Annotated in this window: 18 protein-coding genes; 11 read left to right on the forward strand and 7 right to left on the reverse strand. The window is 61.6% G+C overall.

All coding sequences use genetic code 11. The features are described 5' to 3' along the window. Positions 1 to 12 precede the first annotated feature (12 nt). The 6 genes from glgC to ABID16_RS14445 all read left to right on the forward strand — a co-directional run bounded on the left by glgC (position 13) and on the right by ABID16_RS14445 (position 7,480). A complete protein-coding gene (gene glgC, locus ABID16_RS14420; RefSeq protein ID WP_354557047.1) occupies positions 13 to 1,278 on the forward strand; it encodes a glucose-1-phosphate adenylyltransferase in 1,266 nt (421 codons plus the stop codon). Positions 1,279 to 1,281: 3 nt separating this feature from the next. Further along, positions 1,282 to 2,721 carry a glycogen synthase GlgA gene (glgA, locus tag ABID16_RS14425; protein ID WP_354557048.1) on the forward strand — a complete coding sequence of 480 codons (1,440 nt, stop codon included), beginning with the start codon at positions 1,282 to 1,284 and terminating at the stop codon, positions 2,719 to 2,721. A gap of 4 nt (positions 2,722 to 2,725) precedes the next feature. Continuing rightward, entirely contained in the window at positions 2,726 to 4,354 is a 1,629-nt protein-coding gene (locus ABID16_RS14430; protein WP_354557049.1) for an alpha-D-glucose phosphate-specific phosphoglucomutase, read from the forward strand. A gap of 82 nt (positions 4,355 to 4,436) precedes the next feature. Further along, on the forward strand, positions 4,437 to 4,823 hold the full coding sequence (locus tag ABID16_RS14435) for a DUF302 domain-containing protein (RefSeq protein ID WP_354557050.1): 387 nt from the start codon (positions 4,437 to 4,439) through the stop codon (positions 4,821 to 4,823). A 157-nt stretch (positions 4,824 to 4,980) separates the two neighbouring features. Continuing rightward, positions 4,981 to 6,939 (forward strand): glycogen debranching protein GlgX, encoded by a 1,959-nt coding sequence (glgX, locus tag ABID16_RS14440; protein WP_354557051.1) that lies wholly within the window; start codon positions 4,981 to 4,983, stop codon positions 6,937 to 6,939. A gap of 58 nt (positions 6,940 to 6,997) precedes the next feature. Next, positions 6,998 to 7,480: a MaoC family dehydratase gene (locus ABID16_RS14445; RefSeq protein ID WP_354557052.1), complete on the forward strand. Its 483-nt coding sequence runs from the start codon at positions 6,998 to 7,000 to the stop codon at positions 7,478 to 7,480. Between the two features lie 72 nt (positions 7,481 to 7,552). Here ABID16_RS14445 and ABID16_RS14450 read toward each other — a convergent pair whose 3' ends face one another. Further along, on the reverse strand, positions 7,553 to 8,488 hold the full coding sequence (locus ABID16_RS14450; RefSeq protein ID WP_354557053.1) for a LysR substrate-binding domain-containing protein: 936 nt from the start codon (positions 8,486 to 8,488) through the stop codon (positions 7,553 to 7,555). A gap of 130 nt (positions 8,489 to 8,618) precedes the next feature. Between ABID16_RS14450 and ABID16_RS14455 the strand changes: the two genes are divergently transcribed. Together ABID16_RS14455 and ABID16_RS14460 are read left to right on the forward strand one after the other, a co-directional pair. Further along, positions 8,619 to 8,831, forward strand: coding sequence for a hypothetical protein (locus ABID16_RS14455; RefSeq protein ID WP_354557054.1), 213 nt, complete (start codon positions 8,619 to 8,621; stop codon positions 8,829 to 8,831). 260 nt (positions 8,832 to 9,091) lie between these two features. Next, complete coding sequence (locus ABID16_RS14460; protein WP_354557055.1) at positions 9,092 to 9,880, forward strand: AAA family ATPase; 789 nt, start codon at positions 9,092 to 9,094, stop codon at positions 9,878 to 9,880. On the opposite strand, the gene ABID16_RS14465 is transcribed toward ABID16_RS14460, so the two are convergent. From ABID16_RS14465 to ABID16_RS14480, 4 genes are read right to left on the reverse strand one after another with little or no spacing between them, the layout of a single operon-like run. Further along, entirely contained in the window at positions 9,832 to 10,383 is a 552-nt protein-coding gene (locus ABID16_RS14465; protein WP_354557056.1) for a sarcosine oxidase subunit gamma, read from the reverse strand. The genes ABID16_RS14460 and ABID16_RS14465 overlap by 49 nt on opposite strands. Further along, positions 10,376 to 13,369: a sarcosine oxidase subunit alpha gene (locus ABID16_RS14470; RefSeq protein ID WP_354557057.1), complete on the reverse strand. Its 2,994-nt coding sequence runs from the start codon at positions 13,367 to 13,369 to the stop codon at positions 10,376 to 10,378. Before ABID16_RS14470 ends, ABID16_RS14465 begins: the two co-directional genes overlap by 8 nt. Next, the gene (locus ABID16_RS14475) at positions 13,366 to 13,674 is read right to left on the reverse strand and encodes a sarcosine oxidase subunit delta (protein ID WP_354557058.1); all 309 of its coding nucleotides are present in this window, start codon (positions 13,672 to 13,674) and stop codon (positions 13,366 to 13,368) included. Before ABID16_RS14475 ends, ABID16_RS14470 begins: the two co-directional genes overlap by 4 nt. A gap of 15 nt (positions 13,675 to 13,689) precedes the next feature. After that, entirely contained in the window at positions 13,690 to 14,943 is a 1,254-nt protein-coding gene (locus tag ABID16_RS14480) for a sarcosine oxidase subunit beta family protein (RefSeq protein ID WP_354557059.1), read from the reverse strand. A gap of 351 nt (positions 14,944 to 15,294) precedes the next feature. Between ABID16_RS14480 and rpsU the strand changes: the two genes are divergently transcribed. The 3 genes from rpsU (at position 15,295) to ABID16_RS14495 (ending at position 17,992) form a co-directional block, all read left to right on the forward strand. Next, the gene (rpsU, locus tag ABID16_RS14485; protein WP_354557248.1) at positions 15,295 to 15,534 is read left to right on the forward strand and encodes a 30S ribosomal protein S21; all 240 of its coding nucleotides are present in this window, start codon (positions 15,295 to 15,297) and stop codon (positions 15,532 to 15,534) included. A 198-nt stretch (positions 15,535 to 15,732) separates the two neighbouring features. Beyond that, complete coding sequence (locus tag ABID16_RS14490) at positions 15,733 to 16,554, forward strand: tetratricopeptide repeat protein (RefSeq protein WP_354557249.1); 822 nt, start codon at positions 15,733 to 15,735, stop codon at positions 16,552 to 16,554. Positions 16,555 to 16,756: 202 nt separating this feature from the next. Beyond that, entirely contained in the window at positions 16,757 to 17,992 is a 1,236-nt protein-coding gene (locus tag ABID16_RS14495; protein WP_354557060.1) for an NAD(P)/FAD-dependent oxidoreductase, read from the forward strand. Between the two features lie 69 nt (positions 17,993 to 18,061). Here ABID16_RS14495 and ABID16_RS14500 read toward each other — a convergent pair whose 3' ends face one another. Further along, on the reverse strand, positions 18,062 to 18,283 hold the full coding sequence (locus tag ABID16_RS14500) for an aa3-type cytochrome c oxidase subunit IV (protein WP_354557061.1): 222 nt from the start codon (positions 18,281 to 18,283) through the stop codon (positions 18,062 to 18,064). 866 nt (positions 18,284 to 19,149) lie between these two features. Beyond that, entirely contained in the window at positions 19,150 to 22,626 is a 3,477-nt protein-coding gene (locus ABID16_RS14505) for an indolepyruvate ferredoxin oxidoreductase family protein (protein ID WP_354557062.1), read from the reverse strand. Positions 22,627 to 22,726 lie beyond the last annotated feature (100 nt).

A 22,726-nucleotide genomic window follows, 5' to 3' on the forward strand; every position in this document is an offset into this window, starting at 1 on the left:
GGGAGGACTGCCATGACAAAGACAAGAAGACCGCAACCGCTCGCCCGCGACGCCATGGCCTATGTGCTTGCCGGCGGGCGCGGTAGCCGCCTGAAGGAACTGACGGACATGCGCGCAAAGCCGGCCGTCTATTTCGGTGGCAAGACGCGCATCATCGATTTCGCGCTCTCCAATGCGATGAATTCCGGTATCCGCCGCATCGGCGTTGCGACGCAGTACAAGGCGCATTCGCTGATCCGCCACCTGCAGCGCGGCTGGAACTTCTTCCGTCCCGAACGTAACGAGAGCTTCGACATCCTGCCGGCTTCGCAGCGTGTCTCTGAAACGCAATGGTATGAAGGCACGGCCGATGCCGTGTTTCAGAATGCCGACATTATCGAGCCGTACGGTCCGGAATATATGGTCATCCTGGCGGGCGACCATATCTACAAGATGGACTACGAGATGATGCTGCAGCAGCATGTCGATAGTGGAGCCGATGTCACGATCGGCTGCCTGGAAGTGCCTCGTATGGAAGCGACCGGCTTCGGTGTGATGCATGTCGACGAGAAGGATGTGATCATCGATTTCGTCGAGAAGCCGGCCGATCCGCCGGGCATTCCCGGCAATCCGGACATGGCGCTTGCCTCGATGGGCATCTACGTCTTCCACACCAAGTTCCTGATGGACATCCTGCGCAAGGATGCGGCGGACCCGAATTCCAGCCGCGATTTCGGCAAGGACATCATCCCCTACATCGTGCAGCACGGTAAAGCGGTCGCCCATCGCTTCGCTCAGTCCTGCGTGCGCTCCGAGACCGAGGCGCATGCCTATTGGCGCGACGTCGGCACCGTGGACGCCTATTGGCAGGGCAATATCGACCTTACTGACATCGTGCCGGAACTCGACATGTATGACAGCAGCTGGCCGATCTGGACCTATTCGGAAATCACCCCGCCGGCGAAATTCGTGCATGACATCGAAGGCAGGCGCGGTTCGGCTGTGTCGTCGCTGGTGGCCGGCAACTGCATCATCTCCGGTGCCTCCATTCACAAGACGCTTTTGTCGACTGGCTGCCGTATCAATTCCTTCTCCAAGCTGGATCAGGCGGTCGTGCTGCCGGAAGTCATCGTCAACCGTCATGCGCGACTCTCAAATGTCGTGGTGGACCGGGGCGTCATCATTCCGGAAGGTCTCGTCGTCGGCGAGGATCCGGAGCTGGACGCCAAGCGCTTCCGCCGCACCGAAAACGGAATCTGCCTTATCACACAGGGCATGATCGACAGATTGGGACTGTGACGCATGAAGGTATTGTCGGTCGCTTCAGAGATCTATCCGCTGATCAAGACCGGCGGCCTTGCCGACGTGGCGGGCGCGTTGCCGCTCGCCATGGGCCATCATGGCGTGGAGATGCGCTCGCTGATCCCCGGTTATCCGGCGGTCATGAAAAAGGTCGGCAAGACCAAGAAGGTGGCGACCATTCCGTCGCTCTTCGGCGTGAAGGCGAATGTCCTCTTCGTCGTGCATGAGGGGCTTGAGCTCTATGTGCTCGACGCGCCGGCCTTTTTCCAGCGTGAAGGCGGCCCTTACACGGATGCTCTGGGCAAAGACCATACCGACAACTGGAAGCGCTTTGCAGCGCTTTCGCTGACGGCAGCGGAGATTGCCGCCGGGTTGATACCGGCCTGGAAGCCGGATCTCGTGCATGCGCATGACTGGCAGGCGGGGCTGGTCCCCGTTTACATGCGCTATGGTCGCGCGCCGGAGACACCTTCGGTGATCACCGTGCACAACATCGCCTTTCAGGGGCAGTTCTCACCGGCGATCTTTCCGGAACTGGCGCTGCCGCCGGAGGCCTATTCTGTGGATGGCATCGAATATTACGGCGATGTCGGCTATCTCAAGGGTGGGCTGCAGATGGCGCATGCGATCACCACCGTGAGCCCCACCTATGCGCGGGAAATCCATCAGGGCGAATTCGGCATGGGTCTCGAAGGGCTGATCCGGGCACGCGCCAGCCATGCCAGCGGCATTGTCAACGGCATCGATACGGCCGTCTGGAACCCGCTGACCGACCCAATGCTGGCCTCGTCCTTCTCGGCGAAACAACTGACGAAGCGCGCGGCGAACCGCGAGGCTGTCATGCGGCATTTCGGGCTCGATGGCGACGGGCCGATCTTCTGCGTCATCAGCCGGCTCACCTGGCAGAAGGGCATGGACCTACTCGCGGAAGCCGCAGGCGATATCGTGGCGCAGGGCGGCATGCTGGCAATTCTCGGCTCGGGCGACCGGGCGCTGGAAGGCGGGCTGGTTCAGGCCGCGTCCTGGCACAAGGGCCGCATCGGCGTGCATATCGGCTATGACGAGCCGCTGTCGCATGTCATGCAGGCGGGGTCGGACGCCATTCTCATTCCCTCGCGCTTCGAGCCCTGCGGGCTGACGCAGCTCTATGCGTTGCGCTATGGCTGCGTGCCGGTCGTGGCCCGCACCGGCGGGCTTGCCGATACCGTGATTGACGCCAACGAGGCGGCACTCTCGGCCGGTGTCGCCACCGGCTTCCAGTTTTCCACCATCACCGCCGACGGGCTACGCCAGGCGCTGGCCCGTGTCTTTGAAGTCTGGCGCGATCCTGATACATGGCGGCAGCTGCAGAAAAACGGCATGAAATCCGATGTTTCCTGGGACAAGAGCGCCGCGGCCTATGCCGCCCTCTATGCCCGGCTCGTCTCGAAAGGCAATTGAACTCATGATCAAGACCGTCGCCACCACTCCCTTTGATGGCCAGAAGCCCGGCACGTCCGGTCTGCGCAAGAAGGTTCCCGTCTTCGCGCAGCCGAATTATGCCGAAAACTTCATCCAGTCGATCTTCGACAGCCTCGAAGGCTTTGCCGGTGAGACGCTGGTGATCGGCGGCGACGGGCGCTATTTCAACCGCGAGGTCATCCAGATCGCCATCAAGATGGCCGCCGCCAACGGCTTCGGCAAGGTCATGGTGGGCCAAGGCGGGATTCTGTCGACGCCGGCGGCCTCGAATGTCATCCGCAAATACAAGGCCTTCGGCGGCATCGTGCTCTCGGCCAGCCACAATCCCGGCGGCCCGAACGAAGATTTCGGCATCAAGTACAATATCGGCAATGGCGGTCCCGCGCCGGAAAAGATCACCGACGCGATCTATGCCCGCACCAAGGTGATTGACACCTACAAGATCGCTGACGTCGCCGATATCGATCTCGATAAGGTCGGCACGCAGACGGTGGAAGGTATGACGGTCGAGGTCATCGATCCGGTGGCCGACTATGTGGAACTGATGGAGAGCCTGTTTGATTTCGGCGCGATCCGGGCATTGATTGCCGGCGGTACGCGCGTCGTGATCGATTCCATGGGTGCCGTGACAGGACCTTATGCGACAGAAATTCTGGAAAAGCGGCTCGGCGCGCCGGCAGGGTCGGTGCGCAATTCCACACCGCTGCCGGATTTCGGCGGCCATCATCCAGACCCGAACCTCGTTCACGCCAAGGAGCTTTATGACGACGTCATGAGCCCGGAAGGCCCGGATTTCGGCGCTGCTTCCGATGGCGACGGCGACCGCAACATGGTGGTTGGCAAGGGCATGTTCGTCACGCCCTCCGACAGTCTGGCGATCATCGCAGCGAACGCCACCGTCGCACCCGGCTACAGCCAAGGCATTGCCGGGATCGCTCGCTCCATGCCGACGAGTGCCGCGGCCGACCGCGTGGCGGAAAAGCTCGGCATCGGCATGTATGAGACGCCGACCGGCTGGAAGTTCTTCGGCAACCTGCTCGACGCCGGCAAGGCGACCGTGTGCGGCGAGGAAAGCTTCGGCACGGGCTCCGACCATGTGCGCGAGAAGGACGGGCTCTGGGCCGTGCTCTTCTGGCTGAACATTCTCGCCGCCCGCAAGCAGAGCGTGGCGCAAATCGTCAAGGCGCATTGGGCCGAATATGGCCGCAATTACTATTCGCGCCATGACTATGAAGAAGTCGACACGGATGCCGCCAACGGGTTGATGGCGCATCTGCGCGACAGTCTCGCCTCCTTGCCCGGCCAGACTTTCGGCGCGCTGGAAGTGGAGGCGGCAGACGACTTCGCCTATCACGACCCGATCGATGGCTCCGTCTCGAAGAACCAGGGCATCCGCATCCTCTTCAAGGGCGGCTCCCGCGTCGTCTTCCGCCTCTCCGGCACGGGCACGGCGGGCGCGACGCTGCGCGTCTATGTCGAGCGGTATGAACCGGATGCGGCCCGCCACGGGATCGATACGCAGGAAGCGCTGGCGGACTTGATCGCGGCAGCGGAACATTTTGCGCAGATCAAGACGCGTACGGGGCGTGAGACGCCAACGGTGATTACCTGAAATTGCCGAAGCGAACACCTACGGCTTGAATTCTCGCTCCTGATTACATATATAATATTATATGTAATCAGGAGCGTTCATCATGACCTATGCCTTCACCAAGACCATCGATATGCCGTTCGACGCGGCAATCGCTCATGTGACGGACGCGTTGAAAGCCAAGGGCTTTGGCGTGTTGACGATGATTGATGTCAAGGCGACGATGAAGGCCAAGCTCGACAAGGACATGGCGCCTTATACGATCCTGGGCGCCTGCAATCCGGGGTTTGCCTACAAGGCGCTGCAGGCGGAAGCGCTGATCGGTACGATGCTGCCCTGCAATGTCGTCGTTCGCCAGATGGATGACGGCAGAATAGAGGTTGCGGCGGTCGATCCGGCGGCCTCGATGCAGGCGATCGACAATCCGGCGCTTGCGGCGATCGCCGGCGATGTGCAGACAATGCTTGAGGATATGGTCGCGGGGCTCTAAGGCCCCGGCTTGAGAAGCTGTTGCATGGGCATGGCTAGCTATCCCGTTAACGAGCCGCGCCCTCTGTTTTCTCAAGCTCCGGCGTGAAACCGGTTCCCACTTCCGGCGGAATTGATCTAAGACTGTCGTATTGATTTTCCACGGTCCGGATTCGCGCATGCAATCACCCAAACTCGGCGCAACGTTGCTTTCCAACGGCACGCAATTCGGTGTCTGGTCGGAACATGCAGCGGCCATCGACCTTTGCCTTTTCGCCCCTGACGGCGCGACGGAGATCGTGCGGCTGCCGATGGAGCGGGGGCTCGACAACGTCTTCCGCGCCTTCGCCGAAGGCTTGGGCGAGGGTGCGCTGTACGGATTTCGCGCTTCAGGCTCCTATGCGCCGGATCATGGTCTGTGGTTCGACGAATCGAAGCTTCTCGTCGATCCTTATGCCAAGGAGCTTGATAGACCTTTCGTCTATTCGCCGCGTCTATCGGCCTTTGGCGATGACACGGCGGATATCGTTCCCAAGGCGCGGGTTGTCGGGCAGACGCTGGTGAGCGTCGAGCCGCCCCGCTTCAGGCCCGGAGGCTTTGTCTACGAGGTCGCGGTCAAGCCCTTCACCATTCTCAACGAGGATGTGCCGTCGGCGCAGCGGGGGACGGTTGCGGGACTGGCCGATCCGTCGGTCATCGCGCATTTCAAGCGGCTGGGCGTGGATGCGGTCGAGCTCATGCCTATTACCGCCTGGATCGATGAGCGCCATCTGCCGCCGCTCGGGCTCTCCAATGGCTGGGGCTATAATCCGATAGCCTTCATGGCGCTCGATCCGCGGCTCTGCCCCGGCGGGCTTGCGGAATTGCGCGAGACGGTGGCCAGCCTTCATGCCGAAGGCATCGGCGTGATCCTCGATCTCGTCTTCAACCATTCGGGCGAGAGCGACCGTTACGGTGCGACGCTCTCCATGCGCGGGCTCGACAATCTGGGCTATTACCGGCATCTGGCTGGCGAGCGCGGCATTCTCGTCAACGATACCGGCTGCGGCAATACGCTGTCGCTGGACCATCCGATAGCCGGTGGGCTGGTGGTGGACACGCTGGCGCATTTCGTGTCCGAGGCGGGCATCGACGGGTTCCGCTTCGATCTGGCGCCGGTTCTGGGGCGTGAGGAGACCGGGTTCAATCCGAATGCGGCGCTCTTCCACGCCATCCGCAGCCATCCGCTTCTCACCGACCGGGTGATGATCGCCGAGCCCTGGGATATCGGTCCTGGCGGCTATCAACTCGGAAATTTTCCGGATGACTATCTCGAATGGAACGACCGGGCGCGCGACGACATGCGGCGCTTCTGGCGCGGCGACGGGCATATGGTCGGGGCGCTGGCGACGGTGCTGGCCGGCTCATCGCCGACCTTCGGGCGCTATGGCGGCAAGCGCACGCGCAGCGTCAATTTCCTGGCTGCCCATGACGGGTTCACGCTGTTCGACCTCGTGTCGCATCAGGGCAAGCACAACGAGGCGAATGGGGAAGAAAACCGCGACGGGCACAACGAGAACCATTCGTGGAACAACGGCGTCGAGGGGCTGACCGAAGATGTGGCGATCAATGCCGCCCGGCGGCGCGACGTCAAGGCGCTGCTTGCCACGCTGTTTGCGGCACGCGGCACGGTCATGCTGACCATGGGCGACGAGGGCGGGCGCAGCCAGCAGGGCAACAACAATGCCTATTGCCAGGACAATGCCATCACCTGGCTCGACTGGGAGGCGTTGGACGAGGAACTGGTGCTCTACTCGCGCTTCCTTGCCGGATTGCGCAAGCGTTTCGACGTGTTTGCGCGCGCCGATTTCTTCACGGGCGCGGATGGCGATATCGCGTGGCTGTCGCCGACCGGTGCGCCGATGACGGTCGGCGAATGGGAGGCCGAGGATCAGGGGCAGCTTGCCATGGTTGTCAGGACACGCGACGTCCTGAAGGGCGCGGCGACGCAGCTTGCCGTCCTCTTCAACCGCGGTGCCGGGCCGGTTTCCTTCCGCCTGCCGGGGCTTCTGTGGCGCGAGCTTGAGGGCGGGCAGAGCGGATCGACATTTACCGTGCCGGCGCGCAGTGTTCTCTTTGCCGTTGAAGAACCGCAATAATTCCGGCATGTTCGCGGTATATTCTTTGTCTCTTGATTGATCTCATACGGAATTTCTCATGCCCCCGAAAATTCACCTGAAGGACGTTCCAGCGCTCATCGGCACGGAGGTGGGCGTATCGGAGTGGATCACCGTCGATCAGGCGATGATCGACAAATTCGCCGATGCGACGCTCGACCATCAGTTCATCCATGTCGATCCGGAGCGCGCGAAGGAGACACCCTTCGGCACCACGATCGCGCATGGCTTCCTGTCGCTGTCGCTGCTGTCTGCCATGAATGCGTCTGGCGCGCCGCAGATCATCGAGCAGAAGATGGGGATCAATTACGGGTTCGAGAAAATCCGTCTCATGTCGCCGGTCAAGTCCGGCTCGCGGGTGCGCGGCCGCTTCAAGATCGATGACGCCCGCTTTCGCGGCGGCAACATGCTGATGATCACCTATAATGTGACGGTCGATATCGAAAATGAGCCGAAGCCGGCGCTGACGGCGACCTGGATCACCATCGTGCAGTTCGATCCGGCGGATCGTCCGGCGCTGTAAGGCGGACAAGGTCGACGCTCGCAACGATGCTTCGAGATGCGCGCTTTGCGCGCTGTTCAGCATGAGGGGAGGCTAGGACAGCGGCCGCTCTTGCAATTCTATCTGCTGCGCCTCGCCCAGGATCCATTCGCGGAAGGCGAGGATGCGTGGGTCGTTGGCGCTGGCTTCCGGGTAGACCAGAAAATAGGCGAATTCGGCCGGGATGCGGATGCCGAGTTCGAAGGGCTGGACGAGCCGGCCTTCCGCCAGATCGTTGGCGACGATGGCGAAGTCGGCCAGCGCCACGGCAACGCCGCTCAGGGCTGCTTCAATGGCATCCGACGAGGACGAGAAGGACAGTACGCTACGGTCGTCAAAGTCCGGAACGCCGGCAGCCGCCATCCAGGTATTCCAGTTGGGCCAGGTGATACCCTGACCCGACCACTCGACATGGGCGAGCGTGTGTTGCAGCAGGTCGCGCGGCTCCTTCAGCGGGCGCTCGGCGTTCAGGAGGCGCGGGCTGCAGACGGGCACGATGACGTTGCCGAAAAGGTGTTCCGATCTCAGGCCATCATAGTGCCCGGTGCCGAAGCGGATCGCGATGTCGATATCGTCGAGGTCGAAATTGCGCGTGTCGTAGGAAATGTCGAAGCGCAGGTCGATGCCGGGATTGAGCCGGCGAAACTGCACGACTTTCAGCATCAGCCATTTGGTGGCGAGCTCCACCGGCACGCTGATGCGCAACGCGGTCGAGCCCCGCGAGAGCTTCTGGATGCGCGAGGCGGCGCGCGTCAGCGTCTCGATGCTGTCTTCCGCCGCGTCGCAGAAGAGCGTTCCCGCCTCCGTGAGCCGCAGGCTGCGGCCGGCGCGATGAAAGAGGATCGCGCCCAGCTGGTCTTCGATTTCCTTGATCTGATGGCTGACAGCAGCCGGCGTTAAGCCCAGTTCATCCGCCGCGCGGGTGAAATTCAGGTGCCGGCGTGCGGCCAGCAGGGTCTTGAGCGCTCGGGTTCCGGGAATGAACAGCATGGCAACTTCAAAAATAATTTGAAACTATGAGAAAAATTATCAGTTTCTCTTTTTCTTATCAATGCGTCATAAGCTCTCTCACAAGGAAGCATCAAAGATAAATAAAAGATAAACAAGAAGGAGTGGCATCATGGCACACGAAGTCACCAAGATCATCGACATCCTGAAGTTCCGTCGCTCGCAGCAGCGTCTCTCCCATGCCCTGCACAGCGTTCCGGATTTCCTCAAGTCCGACATCGGCGTTGAAGGCGCCCCGGTGAGCCGCGCCCATTATGGCGACGTCCATTCGGCCGCAGCCGCTGCCCGCGTCTCGACGGCACATCGCCAGGTTTCGGCATTCTGAAATATCGAGATCGTTAATCGATGATGGCCCGGTGCGATGAACGCGCCGGGCTTTTTCATTTTAACGAAGTCCTTTGCCGGATTCTATTTCACATTTGTCATGTTGGGCTGCAAAACGCATGTGACGCAACAATTTTAGTTTCTTAAAATATAATTTTTCCAACGAGATATAGTAATTTCAGGTCTGTCTTTTTTCTGTCATCTTGCCAGCATGCGATTCGATCTGTTTGATTGAAATGGCGTAGATGAGGGTTGAGGCAGGTGGCGATCGTATCGTTGGCGAATGCCAAGGGTGGCGCGGGGAAGACGACGGCGGCGGTTCTTCTGGCGGCGGCTTATGCTCGTAAAGGCAAGAGCGTGCTGGTTCTGGATTGCGACAGGTTTTCAAGCGCGACCGAATGGTGTGCCAAGGCCGGCGGCAAGATTGATGCGATCAATGGCGTCACGGCGTCTAATCTCGCAGAACATCTCCGGCGCAATCGCGGACGCTACAAGCATGTGATCGTCGATCTCTCGGGCGCTTCCGACATGCTGATTGCACTCGCCTCGGGGCTTTCCGATCTGGTCCTGGTGCCGGTGCAGGGCAGCGTGCTGGACGGGCAGGGCGCGGTGCATGTCTTCAATCTCATCGAAATGGTAATGCAGAACACGCGCAGCCGGGTGCGGCGTGCTGTTTTGCTGTCGCGCGTCAATCCGCTGGTGACGACGCGGTCGCTGCGCAAGGTGCAGGCGATGCTGGGTGAGAAGGGCATTCAAATGCTCGCGACGCCGATCGTCGAGCGTAGCGCCTATCGCGACATGTTCGAGAAATCCTGCCTTCTGGACGATCTCGACCCAGCAAAAACCAGCAATATCGAAAAGGCGATTGCCAACATGACGGCGCTTCTGCGTGAGGTGAAGACGTTCATCGCAGATGACGAAGATGCGCAGGCGCCCTATTCGGGCATCTGCTATGGCGAGGAGCGCGCCGCTCCACCGAGCAAGCGCGATCCTTATCGGCGTTATGCCGTGACGTCGCTGGCGCCTTCGTTGAGCATGCCCAGCGCATAGGCCGAGAACGACCGCCAGCACTCGACATGGAACGTGTCGGCACTCTTCTTCCAGACGATGACCTCGATCTTGCCGAGCACGGTGCGCGCGCATTTGCCGACCGGGAAGGCGTTCTCGCGCAGGTCGAGCGGGCAGCCGGCATTGATGGCGGCAGCGGCCTGCGTGCCCTTTACCTCGAAGGCGGTGTTGCGATGCGAGACGTCGGTTGCTGAATGCAGTTCCTTCACGCCGGCGCAAAGCGCCATCATGTCGGTGCCGTTGGCGTCGATCAGCAGCCATTCGTCCGGGCCGAGCCAGAAGGCCACGCGACCGTCCTTATCAGACGATGTCAGCGGTCTGGTCGGCAGGTCGAGGCCGAGGGCGGCCGAAAGCGCCGCCACGGCATCTTCAGCGGCGCGGAGCGAGAGCCGCGTCATGGGCTTAAGCGGGGTGACAGACGCTGCGCCCGATCCGGAGACGGTGAGCTTCTGCGGGAGGGTACGGGTTGCCTGAGCCTCAAGCATTGATGCGGCTCCCTTCCTTGTCATATAATACGGCGTCGGTCACTTCGACCGCGATGGTTTCCTTTTCCAGCGGCACATAGAGCGTCTGGCCGATCTTCGCCCGGCCATCGGCAACGACGGCGAGGCCGAAGCTCGTCCCCAGGTTTTCCGACCAGTAGGACGACGTGATGTGGCCGAGCATCTTCATCGGCTTCGGCTGGTTCGGGTCCTCAACGATCTGCGCGCCTTCCGGCACGAGCGTCTTGCCGTCGCGCGGCTTGAAGCCGACGAGCTGCTTGCGGCCGGAGCGCACGAGATCCGGGCGCTTGAGGCCGCGAATGCCGACGAAATCGGTCTTCTTCTTGGAGACCGCCCAGGCAACACCGGCATCGTCCGGCGTCAGCGTGCCGTCCGTGTCCTGGCCGACGATGATATAGCCCTTCTCGGCGCGCAGGACGTGCATCGTTTCCGTGCCATAGGCGCAACCGCCGACAGCTTGTGTCGCGGCATAGAGCGCATCCCAGAGGGCTGCACCATAGTCCGACGGGACGTTGATTTCGAAGCCCATTTCGCCGGCAAACGTCATGCGGAAGAGGCGGGCGGGAACGCCCATCACCGTGCACTCAATAACGCTCATATGCGGGAAGGCTTCGTTCGTCAGGTCCACGCCCTCAACGAGCGGGGCGATGATGTCGCGTGCCTTCGGACCCTGCACGGCAACGGTTGCCCATTGCTCGGTGGCCGAGGTCAGCCAGACCTTCAGATGCGGGAACTCCGTCTGCAGATAGTCTTCCATGTGGTTCATGACGCGGGCGGCACCGCCGGTCGTCGTCGTGACATGGAAGCGGTCGTCGGCGATGCGGCCGACGACGCCGTCGTCATAGACGAAACCGTCCTCGCGCAGCATGATGCCGTAGCGGCAGCGGCCGGGCTTCAGATTGTCCCAGGCGTTGGTGTACATGAGATTGAGGAAGGCGGCCGCATCCGGGCCGACGACCTCGATCTTGCCGAGCGTCGAGGCATCGAAAATGCCGACGCTCTCGCGCACAGTCTTGCATTCGCGGTTGACGGCGGCATGCATGTCCTCGCCGGGGCGCGGATAGAACCAGGCGCGCTTCCAGTTGCCGACATCCTCGAAGACCGCGCCGATGGCCTCTTCGCGCTCATGCATCGGCGTCTTGCGCGCCGGGTCGAAGAGCGGACCACGGTTGTGGTTGAGGATCGTGCCGAAGGTCACGGGCGTATAGGGCGAGCGGAAGGTGGTGAGGCCCACTTCCGGAATATCCTTGCCGAGTGCTTCGGCAGCAATCGCCAGACCGTGCATGTTGGAGAGCTTGCCCTGGTCGGAGGCCATGCCGTTCGTCGTAAAGCGCTTGATATGCTCGATGGAGGCCATGCCTTCGCGGACCGCCAGACGGATATCCTTGGCGCAGACATCGTTCTGGAAGTCGATGAAGGCCTTGCCATGGGTTTCGGGGCCGGCGCCCTCCGGCGTGCCGATCATGCCGCCGGTCCAGGCATAGGCAGTTGCGGCTTCCGGGGCGGTGCGGACATCGCCGGTCGCGCCTGCCTCGCGGGCGGCATCCGTGCCGGCCGTGAAGGCTTCCGCAACGAGGGCCGAGGCATCGTCCGTGCCGTTGCAGGCACCGACGGAGATGCAGTTCTCGGTGTAGATATCCGGCAGGAAGCGGGCCTTGTCGGCCTCGTATTTCAGCTTGCCGCGCGTCTGCGAGAACATGTGGACGGAGGGCGTCCAGCCGGCGCAGGTGATCAGCGCATCGATTTCGATCTTGCGGCGCGTGCCGCCCGCCTTGCGGATGACCGACATGGAGTTGACGCGGAGCTTGCCGCCGGTCGAGACGACCGACTGGCCGGTCATGACCTCGATGCCGAGGCGGGCGGCCTCGGCGCGGACCGCCTCGCCCGGGTTGTCGCGGACATCGACGATGGCCGGGATGGTCACGCCGGCGTTTGCCAGATCGAAGGCGGCTTCATAGGCCGAATCATGGGCGGTGAAGACGCCGACCCTGGAGCCGATGGCGACGCCGTAATGGTTGATGAAGGTGCGGGCGGCCGAGGCCAGCATGACGCCGGGGCGGTCGTTGCCGTCGAAGACCATGTGGCGTTCGATAGCGCCCGAGGCGATGATCACCTTCTTCGCGCGCACCTTCCACAGGCGCTCGCGGGGCGCTGCGCGCTCCGGAATGGCCTGATGGTCGGTGACGCGTTCGGCGAGCGCCACGAAATTGTGGTCGTAGTATCCGAAGGCCGTCGTGCGGGTCAGCACGCGGACATTCGGGCGTGCGGCAAGGCGGGTCGCTGCGGCCTGCGCCCAGTCATAGGCCGGCTGGCCGTCGACAGTGAGGCTGCTGTCGTAATGGGCGGCGCCGCCGAGTTCCGGGCGCTCGTCGCAGAGGATGACGTCCGCGCCGGCACGCGCAGCGGCGAGCGCCGCCGTGATGCCGGCAAGGCCGCCACCGATGACGAGCACGTCGCAATGGGCGAAGCGGCTGGCGTAGTGATCGGGGTCTGCTTCCTTCGGCGCATTGCCGAGGCCGGCTGCGGCGCGGATGAAGGGTTCGTAGACATGCTTCCACGCAGCCTTCGGCCACATGAAGGTCTTGTAGTAGAAGCCGGCGGCGAAGAAGGGCGACAGCATGTCATTGACCGCGCCGACGTCGAAGGAGAGCGACGGGAAACGGTTTTGCGAATTGACCTTCATGCCCTCGAACACTTCCTGCACGGAAGCGCGGACGTTCGGCTGTTCGCGGGAGGCGTCGCGGGCGACATTCATCAGCGCGTTCGGCTCTTCGGAGCCGGCGGAGATGACGCCGCGCGGGCGGTGATACTTGAACGAGCGGCCCATGAGATGGACGCCGTGGGCGAGCAGCGCGGAGGCAATCGTGTCGCCTTCCAGCGCCGTGTAATATTTGCCGTCGAAGGAGAAACGCGCCTGACGGGCGGGCGTCAGCCGGCCCTTGCCGGCGATACGGAATGCGCCGCTCATTTCGCGTCTCCTTCCAGGTTCAGTGATTCAAGGGAACGCCTGGCTTCGCCGGCCTTGTAGGTGACGACGAACTTGTCGCTGACGGTGTGGCGCACCGCATTGAAGAAGCGGCCGCAGCCATGCTGGTGCCGCCAGCGCTCGTAGATGTAGCCCTTGGGGTTGTCGCGGAGGAAAAAGTACTCCGCAAAGGCTTCGTCCGAGATGTCGGCGATGTTTTCCGGCCGGGCGATATGGGCTTCGCCGGCGGCGTGGAATTCCAGCTCCGCGCGGTCTTCCTGGCAGTAGGGGCAGTGAATGAGAAGCATCTTAGTCCCCCGAGATCAGTGAGCGACGGCGGCGGCGGCCGCTTCGTCGATGAGGCGACCCGTGCGGAACCGGTCGAGCGTGAGGCCGGCGGCGAGCCGGTGCGGCTCATTGCGGGCAATGAGATGGGCGAAGAGATTGGCCGAGCCGGGCGTGGCCTTGAAGCCGCCGGTGCCCCAGCCGCAATTGACATAAAGGCCCGGAACCGGGGTCTTCGACTGGATGGCCGAGCGATCCGGTGTGTTGTCGGTGATGCCGCCCCACTGGCGCATCATCTTGACGCGGCGGAAGATGGGGAACAGCTCGCAGATGGCGTCGAGCGTGTGCTCGATGATCTGGATGCCGCCGGTCTGGGAATAGGAGACATACTGGTCGGTGCCTGCGCCGATGACGAGTTCGCCCTTGTCCGACTGCGAGATATAGGCATGCACCGTGTTGGACATCACGACGCAGGGGAAGATGGGCTTCAGCGGCTCGGAAACGAGCGCCTGCAGCGGGTTCGACACCAGCGGCACGCGGACATCGGCCATGGCCATGATCTGCGTGTTGTGGCCCGAGGCCGAAACGCCGATCTTCTTCGCGCCGATGAAGCCGCGCGTCGTTTCGACGCCGGTGACGGCGCCATCCGGACCACGGGCGATGCCGGTGACCTGGCAGTTCTGGATGATATGAACGCCGCGGTCATGCGCTGCGCGGGCATAGCCCCAGGCAACCGCATCGTGCCGGGCCGTGCCGCCGCGACGCTGCAGCGCTGCGCCATTCAGCGGATAGCGGGCGGTGGCCGAAATATCGAGCGGCGGGCAATAGGCCTTGGCCTGTTCCGGCGTCAGCCATTCATTGTCGATGCCGTAGAGACGGTTGGCATTGATGTGGCGCGTGAATGACTGCTTGTCATGCGTGTTGTGCGACAGCATCATCACGCCGCGCGGGGAATACATGACGTTATAATTGAGATCCTGGCTGAGATTTTCCCAGAGCTTCAGCGAGTGCTCGTAGATGTCCATGCTCTCTTCGTAGAGATAGTTGGACCGGATGATGGTCGTGTTGCGGCCGGTATTGCCGCCGCCGAGCCAGCCCTTTTCAATGACAGCGACATTGGTGATGCCGTGTTCCTTGGCCAGATAATAGGCGGCACCGAGACCATGGCCGCCGCCGCCGACGATGATGACGTCATAGGCCTTCTTCGGCTCCGGGGAGACCCATTGCTTCTCCCAGCCCTTGTGGCCGCGCAGGGCCTCGCGAACCACGGCGAATGCGGAATATTTCTTCATGAAGGGCGCTCCGGCGGTCGAACTCAACGGACAGGATGAAATATGCGACATCCTATCTTTTCTCTCAGCGACAGGAATGGCAAATTTCCGTCACGCATAATGGTTCTTTTGCGACGCGAAAACAGCAATCTTTCGACACTGGTCCGATGAGGTGTCGCTTCCAGTGCATTTCCGGGGTCTTGGGGACGAAAATCTTGCGCGGGGCTTTCGAACGGTCTGGACTTCGCGGGGATGATCTGTTATCCGCTTCACCCAATCGCAGGGCTTCCGGCTCGGCGAACGTTATATTTTTGCCGCTTTGGAGCAGAACCTACTCCTCTTGCTGGCGTAACACAAAACCAAAGGAACGGGATTCACGTGCAGGTACTTGTCCGCGACAACAACGTTGACCAGGCGCTCCGCGCTCTCAAGAAGAAGATGCAGCGCGAAGGCATTTTCCGTGAAATGAAGATGCGCGACTACTACGAAAAGCCGTCGCAGAAGCGCGCTCGTGAAAAGGCAGAAGCCGTTCGCCGCGTTCGCAAGCTCGCTCGCAAGCGCATGCAGCGCGAGGGGCTCATCGGTGGTGGCCGTCCGGGCGCCGCTCGTTGATTTTCCCGCCGTTTTTTCGGCGTTATTTTGAATGATGTGTGGCGGTGGTGACTGTGTCGCCGCCGCCATTTTCTTCAAGCGGCGTCGCGCGTAGTTGTCGTGACGGGATTGCAGCATTTCCTTGGGGGACTGGTTTTGACGGGTGCCATCAATTTCTCGGCAGCGAAGGCTGCGACCGCGGTCCAGCGGCCTGTTCGCATGGTTCTTGCCGCCTTTGCGGTGGGCAGCCTCGTGGCGCTTGCCGGTTGCGCGACCACGACCTCCGACGATACGATCCGCATCGACCGTGCGCAGGGCTCCGAAGAAAACATCAGTTCGCTGACCAGCGTCATCAATTCCAATCCCAGTGATCCGGAAGCCTACAATTCGCGCGGTTCGGCGCTCGGCAAGGCCGGTCGCTTCAAGGATGCGATGAACGACTTCAACAAGGCCATTCAGCTCAATCCGCGCTACTATCAGGCCTATGCCAACCGGGCACTGGTGGAGCGCAGCCTGGGCAAGCAAGTCGAAGCCGTGCAGGATTACAACACGGCACTGCAGATCAATCCGCGCTACGATGTCGCCTATATTGGCCGCGGCGATATCTATCGCCTCGCGAACCGTCTCGATGAAGCCATGGCGGATTTCAACAAGGCGATCGAACTCGACACGACGGATGGTCGCGCCTATCACCGCCGTGGCCTGATCTTCCAGCGCAAGGGTCAGCATGCGAAGGCGATCGAGGATTTCTCCTCGGCCATCTCGCTGTCGCCGACGGCGCCGGAGCCCTATAACGGGCGCGGTATTTCGTATCTGGCCACGAACGACCTCGATAATGCGTTTTCGGACTTCAACCATGCCATCGATCTCGACGGCAAGATTGCCGAATCCTGGGCCAACCAGGCGCTTGTCTATGAAAAGCGCGGCAACATGCAGATGGCCTACAAGTCCTTCTCTCACGCGCTGCAGCTCGATCCGAGGTATCAGCCTGCGCGCGACGGTGTTGAGCGGACCCGCGCCGGGACGGCCAGCGCCGGCTGAAGCAAGACAGGATGCTGTTTCAGAAGCCCGGCCAGCGCCGGGCTTTTTGCGTTTTGCAAAGTCCGTATGAAAGGATGTGCGGTCAAGGCGGCAAATCGCGGCGGAAACTGTTGCGGGCTCCGGTTCAGACCACTTGCGAACAGGGCGATGAACCTGTCATCATTGTGCATCGCGGTATGGGTATCCCGGCTTGGAGAAGAGCATGAAACAGACGATCATCCTTGGCGCGGGCATGGCCGGCATCGGCGCGGGCCTGCATCTTCTCAAGCGCGGCGTCGATGTGACGATTGTCGACCAGACGGAACCGGGCCGCGAGACCAGCTATGGCAATGCCGGGCTGATCCAGACGGAAGCTGTCGAGCCCTATGCGCTGCCGCGCGATATCGGCAAGCTGTTCATGATTGCTACCGGCATTTCCAACGACGTCTACTACGAGATCTCGAACCTGCCGAGCCATGCGCTGTCGCTCTTGAAATACTGGTGGTATTCCGGCCCGTCGCAATACGGCAAGATCTCAAAGGCCTATGCCTCGATCATCTCGCGTTCGACGGCGGAGCATGCTCCCTTTATCGCCGAAGCGGGTGCCGAGGATCTCGTGGCTCATGACGGTTTCCGTACCTTCTATCGCGATGGGCGCGAATTCGAGAAGGGGATTGCCAACGCCAAGCGGCTCTTCGAGACCTACGGGCTTGGCAGTTCGGTGATGACCGGGCGCCAGCTGATGGAGGCCGAGCCGCATATCCAGATTTCGGGCGCCGGCGCTATCCACTGGCCCGATACCTGGGCGGTTCGCGACCCCGGTTCGCTAGTCGTGGCCTATGCCGATCTGTTCCGCAAGCTGGGCGGCAAGATCGTGCGCGGCGACGCGCAGTCGCTCAGCCCTTCGGGCTCGGGCTGGAAGGTGACGACGGTCGATGGGCCGGTCGAGGCGGATGCCGTTGTCGTCGCGCTTGGGCCATGGTCGCCGACGCTCCTGCAGTCCTTCGGTTATGACATCCAGATGGTGCGCAAGCGCGGCTATCACATGCACTACCGCTCCGACACGCCGCTCAACGTGCCGCTGATGGATATGGCCAACGGCTATGTGCTCGCCCCCATGCTGAAGGGCATGCGGATCACCACCGGCGCCGAGCTGACAAAGGAAGCCTCGCTTGCTGCGCCCGTGCAGCTGAAGCGCGCTCACAAGGCGGCCAGCGAAATCATTCCGCTTGGCAGCCCGGTGGAGAATGCGCCGTGGTCGGGCACGCGGCCCTGCATGCCGGACATGCTGCCGGTGATCGGGGAAGCACCGAAGCACAAGGGCCTGTGGTTCCATTTTGGCCACGGTCATCAGGGCTTTACGCTGGGACCCGCTACGGGACGCATGCTGGCTGAACTGATGACGGGCGAAACACCGTTCACCGACGCGACGCCGTTCCGGCCGGCGCGACTGTTCTGACATCCGAATCAGAAAGGCCGCGCCGGTTTCCACCGTGCGGCCTTCTTGATTCCGAATTTTCCGGGCTGATCAGAACAGCAGAATGCCGCCGACGCTCAGGATGATGAAGAGCAGGACGGAGAAGAGGAAGCCGGCGGAGGTGAAGAAGCCCACGGCCATCGAAATCATCAGGAATACGATGATCATCGTGCCATATTTTGCGCCCTTGATGAAAAGATCGTAGCTCTTTTCATGTTCCTTGTAGTCCATCGGCGCACCGAGTTCGACCGGACCGGACTTGTGTTCTGCCATGATTTCCTCTCCTCATCTCGAAAATGCGTCCCGTCCCCTCCGGATTGACGCATGTCACTGTTAACCTCAGAAATTACACAAAGAGAGTGACTTGGCAATGGTGGCGGAGTGTCGCTGCGTGGACGATGAAACGGCTTTAGGTTTTTCTGATGCGATTGCCGCCACGTAATCGCTTGAAGCGGGCAAGTCTTCCGGTTGAAGAGCCGAATGTCGCCAGCGCGAAGTAATTTGCAAGTGTGATGGGCACTGCTGATTGAACAATTATGAATATGAAAGTGTCCGGGTGGCTCTTCGCAGATAGTCGCTCATGCGGTGGAATACCGTAATCAGAGAATGCAAATCCTAAATATAGAAGGATTGCCATTATGCCGCTTAGAGAAACATGGACTCCCGCCCGCCTGTTCAATTTAAAGGCCTCGAAAATTCCGTAAGCGATAAACAGAAATACGAAAACAAAATAATATTTGTAAATATATCTCTGTAGAAAATAAATATTTTCCGCTGATCGCATTCCGGAAATCATTGCTATTATCAATAGGAGGAAGGTGGGGAAATAGACGAATATAAGAGGAAATAATTTCTGTAAATTGATCTTGAAAGAATTTGGTACCATGCCAAAAGCCTGTCAATGAGGAACGCCAGCCCTGCTAGAGCATTTTCGGTGAAATCCGGATCACCTGAGATGCTCTATCCGTTTGTTTTTTCGCAGTCCGGACGCAAAACCGCTGACGCACTTTTGGCTCGGACGTGCTCTAGACGGAGTGTAGAAATATTGGACTTTTCCTTCATACATGTCCAGCGTCGCGCGACGCGCGGGTCATGGCAGCCCACCCCTCGACCAACTTCTCCCTTCGGGGTACGGCAGCCTACTCCGCCGCCACCCGAACTTCCGGCCTCGACGAATCAAGCTCGCGCTCCATCTCCGTCATTTTCACCAGAACCTCCTTCGCGGCCTTTTCCTTCACATGGCCGAAGCCGCGAATCTTTTCGGCGGCTGCCAGCAGTTCCGCCACGGCCGGCGCGTTGGCGGCGTTGAGCTTGACAGCGACCCGACCCAGCAGGGCCTCGTAATCCCCGATCATCTGCCGTTCCATCTTGCGCTCTTGCGTGTAGCCGAAGATGTCGAGCGGCGTGCCGCGCAGGGTCTTGAGCTTGGCGAGCACGCCGAGCGCACCCATCATCCATGGGCCGTAGGAGGATTTGACGAGGTGGCCCTGCTTGTCCTTCTTCGCGAAAAGCGGCGGTGCCATGTGGAATTCGAGGCGGTCCCAGTCGGAGAATTGCTCGGCGAGGCGTTTTTCAAAATCGCCATCGGTGAAGAGGCGGGCGGTTTCGTATTCGTCCTTGATCGCCATCAGTTTGCCGAGGCTGCGGGCGGCGGCGAGCGTGACGGGGCCGGCCGCACCCGTCGTGCGGATCTCGGCCTCGCGGATGGGGGCAAGGGCGCGTTCGAAACGTTGGGCGTAGCGGGCGTTCTGGTAGGCGGTGAGATGCGTCTTTAGGCGCTCGATGGCCTCGTCGGCGGTTTCCGCGCGCGGGGCTTCGTGATGGTGATCACGATAGAGCGCCGTAACCGTGGCGGGGTCGTTACCCGCGATGCGGCCCCAGCGGAAGGCGGCGATGTTCATCTCGACGGCTTCGCCGTTGAGGCGGATGGCTTCCTCGACCGAGTCGGGCGCCAGCGGCAGGCCGCCGAGCTGGCTGGCATAGCCCAGCATGAACATGTTGGCGGCGAGCGCATTGCCGAAGAGTTCGCGCGCGGCCTCGTCGGCGTCAAAGAAACGCGTCGAGGTCTCACCTGCCGATTTGCGGATGGTCTTCTTCATCAGCTCCGCAGGAAAGCTGAAATCCGGGTTGCGGGTGAAGCCGCCGGGCATGATCTCGGCGGTGTTGGCGATGAAGAGCGTCTTGTCTTCGGTGACGGTGGCCAGCACCTTCTTGGAGGCTGAAACGGCGAGGTCGCAGCCGAGCACGAGATCGGAGCGACCGGCGGGGATGCGGATGGCAGTGATTGCCTCGGGGGTCTTTGCGATGCGCAGATGGGTGAGCACCGCGCCACCCTTCTGGGCCAGGCCGGCCATGTCGATCAGGCCGCAGCCCTTTTCCTCGATATGGGCGGCCATGCCGAGGATCTGGCCGATGGTGACGACGCCGGTGCCGCCGATGCCGGCGACGATGGCCGCCCAGCCGTCATCGAGCGAGGCGAGGGCGGGAGCCGGGAGGTTTGCGAAGAGGCTGTCGAAGCCGCTGGCGTCCTTGGCCTTGGCTTCCGCCTTGCGCAGCTTGCCGCCATGCACGGTGACGAAGGAGGGACAGAAGCCCTCGACGCAGGAGAAGTCCTTGTTGCAGCTGGATTGATCGACCTTCCGCTTGCGGCCGAAGGCGGTTTCGACCGGCTGGATGGAGACGCAGTTGGATTTGACGCCGCAATCGCCGCAGCCTTCGCAGACGGCTTCGTTGATGAAGGCGCGCTTGTTCGGATCGGGGAAGGTGCCGCGTTTGCGGCGGCGGCGCTTTTCGGCGGCGCAGGTCTGGTCGTAGATGAGGACGGTGACACCGGGAATGTCGCGCAGTTCCCGCTGCACATCGTCCATGTCGCGGCGATGGTTGAAGGTCGTGCCCTTCGGCCAGTCGATGCCGGGCGGATATTTATCCGGCTCGTCGGAGACGACGGCGATGCGCGTCACACCTTCTGCCGCCAACTGGCGGGCGATCTGGTCTACGCTCGCGCCGCTTTCGACATGCTGGCCGCCGGTCATGGCCACCGCATCGTTATAGAGGATCTTGTAGGTGATGTTGGTGCCCGCCGACAGCGCGAAGCGGATGGCGAGCGAGCCGGAATGGGCATAGGTGCCGTCGCCGAGATTCTGGAAGATGTGGCCGCGATCGGAGAAGGGGGCGACGCCCACCCATTGCGCGCCTTCGCCGCCCATCTGGGTGAAGCCGACCGTGTTGCGGTCCATCCAGATCGACATGAAATGACAGCCGATGCCGGCCGCCGCGACCGAGCCTTCCGGCACCTTGGTCGAGGAATTGTGTGGACAGCCGGAGCAGAAAAAGGGCGTGCGGATATTGCCGTCGGCGATGCTGGCAATCATCGCCTGCGCCTGTTTCATGCGCGCGGTGCGGGCGGAAATCTCGTCGCTCGGGCCAATGTAACGAATAATGCGCTCGCCCATGGCAATCGCAATGTCGTTGGGGTCGAGCGCGCCTTTCACGGGGAAGAGCCAGTCGCCGCGCTCGTCGCGCTTGCCGACGATTATCGGCTGGCCGGCGGTGCCGTAAAGCGCTTCGCGTAGCTGCGTTTCGATCAGCGAGCGCTTTTCCTCGACCACGACGATTTCGGTGAGGCCGCTGGCGAAATCCTTCACGTCGTCGAGATCGAGCGGCCAGGTGCAGCCGATCTTGAAGAGGCGGATGCCGAGCCGATTTGCCTCTTCCTCGCCGATGCCGAGATTGGAAAAGGCTTGCAGCGTGTCGAGATAGCTCTTGCCGGTGGAAATGACGCCGATCTTCGGTGCGGTGCCGCCCGACCAGACGATCTTGTTGAGCCCATTGGCGCGGATGAAGAGATTGGCGGCGGCGCGCTTATATTCGTGGAGGCGGGCTTCCTGGCCGAGGAAATCGATATCGTTCAGCCGGATATGGATGCCGCCGGGCGGCCCTTCGAAGGGGGGCGCGACGATGTCGAGGCGGTTCAGGCCGGCATTGACCGAGGCGGTCGATTCGACATTGTCCTTCACGCATTTCAGCGCCACCCAGCAGCCGGAATAGCGGCTGAGCGCATAGCCGAGCAGGCCGTAATCGATGATTTCCTGCACGCCGGCGGGGTTCAGGATGGGCATCATGTAGTCGACGAAGTTGAATTCGGTCTGGTGGGCATTGGTGGAGGATTCCGCCGTGTGGTCGTCGCCCATGAGGACGAGGACGCCGCCATTCGGGGAGGTGCCGGCAAGGTTGGCGTGGCGGAAGACGTCGCCGGCGCGGTCGACGCCGGGGCCTTTGCCATACCAGAGGCCGAAGACGCCGTCATATTTGCCGTGACCGTCTAGGCCGGCCTGCTGCGAGCCCCAGACGGCGGTGGCGGCGAGCTCCTCGTTGAGGCCGGGGGTGAAGGTGATCTGGTGGGCGGTGAGCTGCTTCTTCGCCTTGACGAACTGGCTGTCGAGGCCGCCGAGCGGCGAGCCGCGATAGCCGGAAATGAAGCCGGCCGTGTTGAGCCCCGCGGCCCTGTCGGCCTCGTGCTGCATCATCAGCATCCGCGCGATGGCCTGCGCGCCGGTCAGATAGACCCGGTTGCGCGAAAGGTCGTATTTGTCATCGAGCGAGATTTTCTGATGCATTCGCGGTCCTCCCAAACCTTGAACAGTCAAGGGATTGTTCTCCCAATGGAGGAAGCCGTCAAACGGTTTCGAAGCCGGGCGAAAAGTCGCAAGGGAATTG

Source organism: Limnomicrobium aquaticum, assembly GCF_040545545.1.
Classification (GTDB): domain Bacteria; phylum Pseudomonadota; class Alphaproteobacteria; order Rhizobiales; family Rhizobiaceae; genus Ensifer_A; species Ensifer_A aquaticum.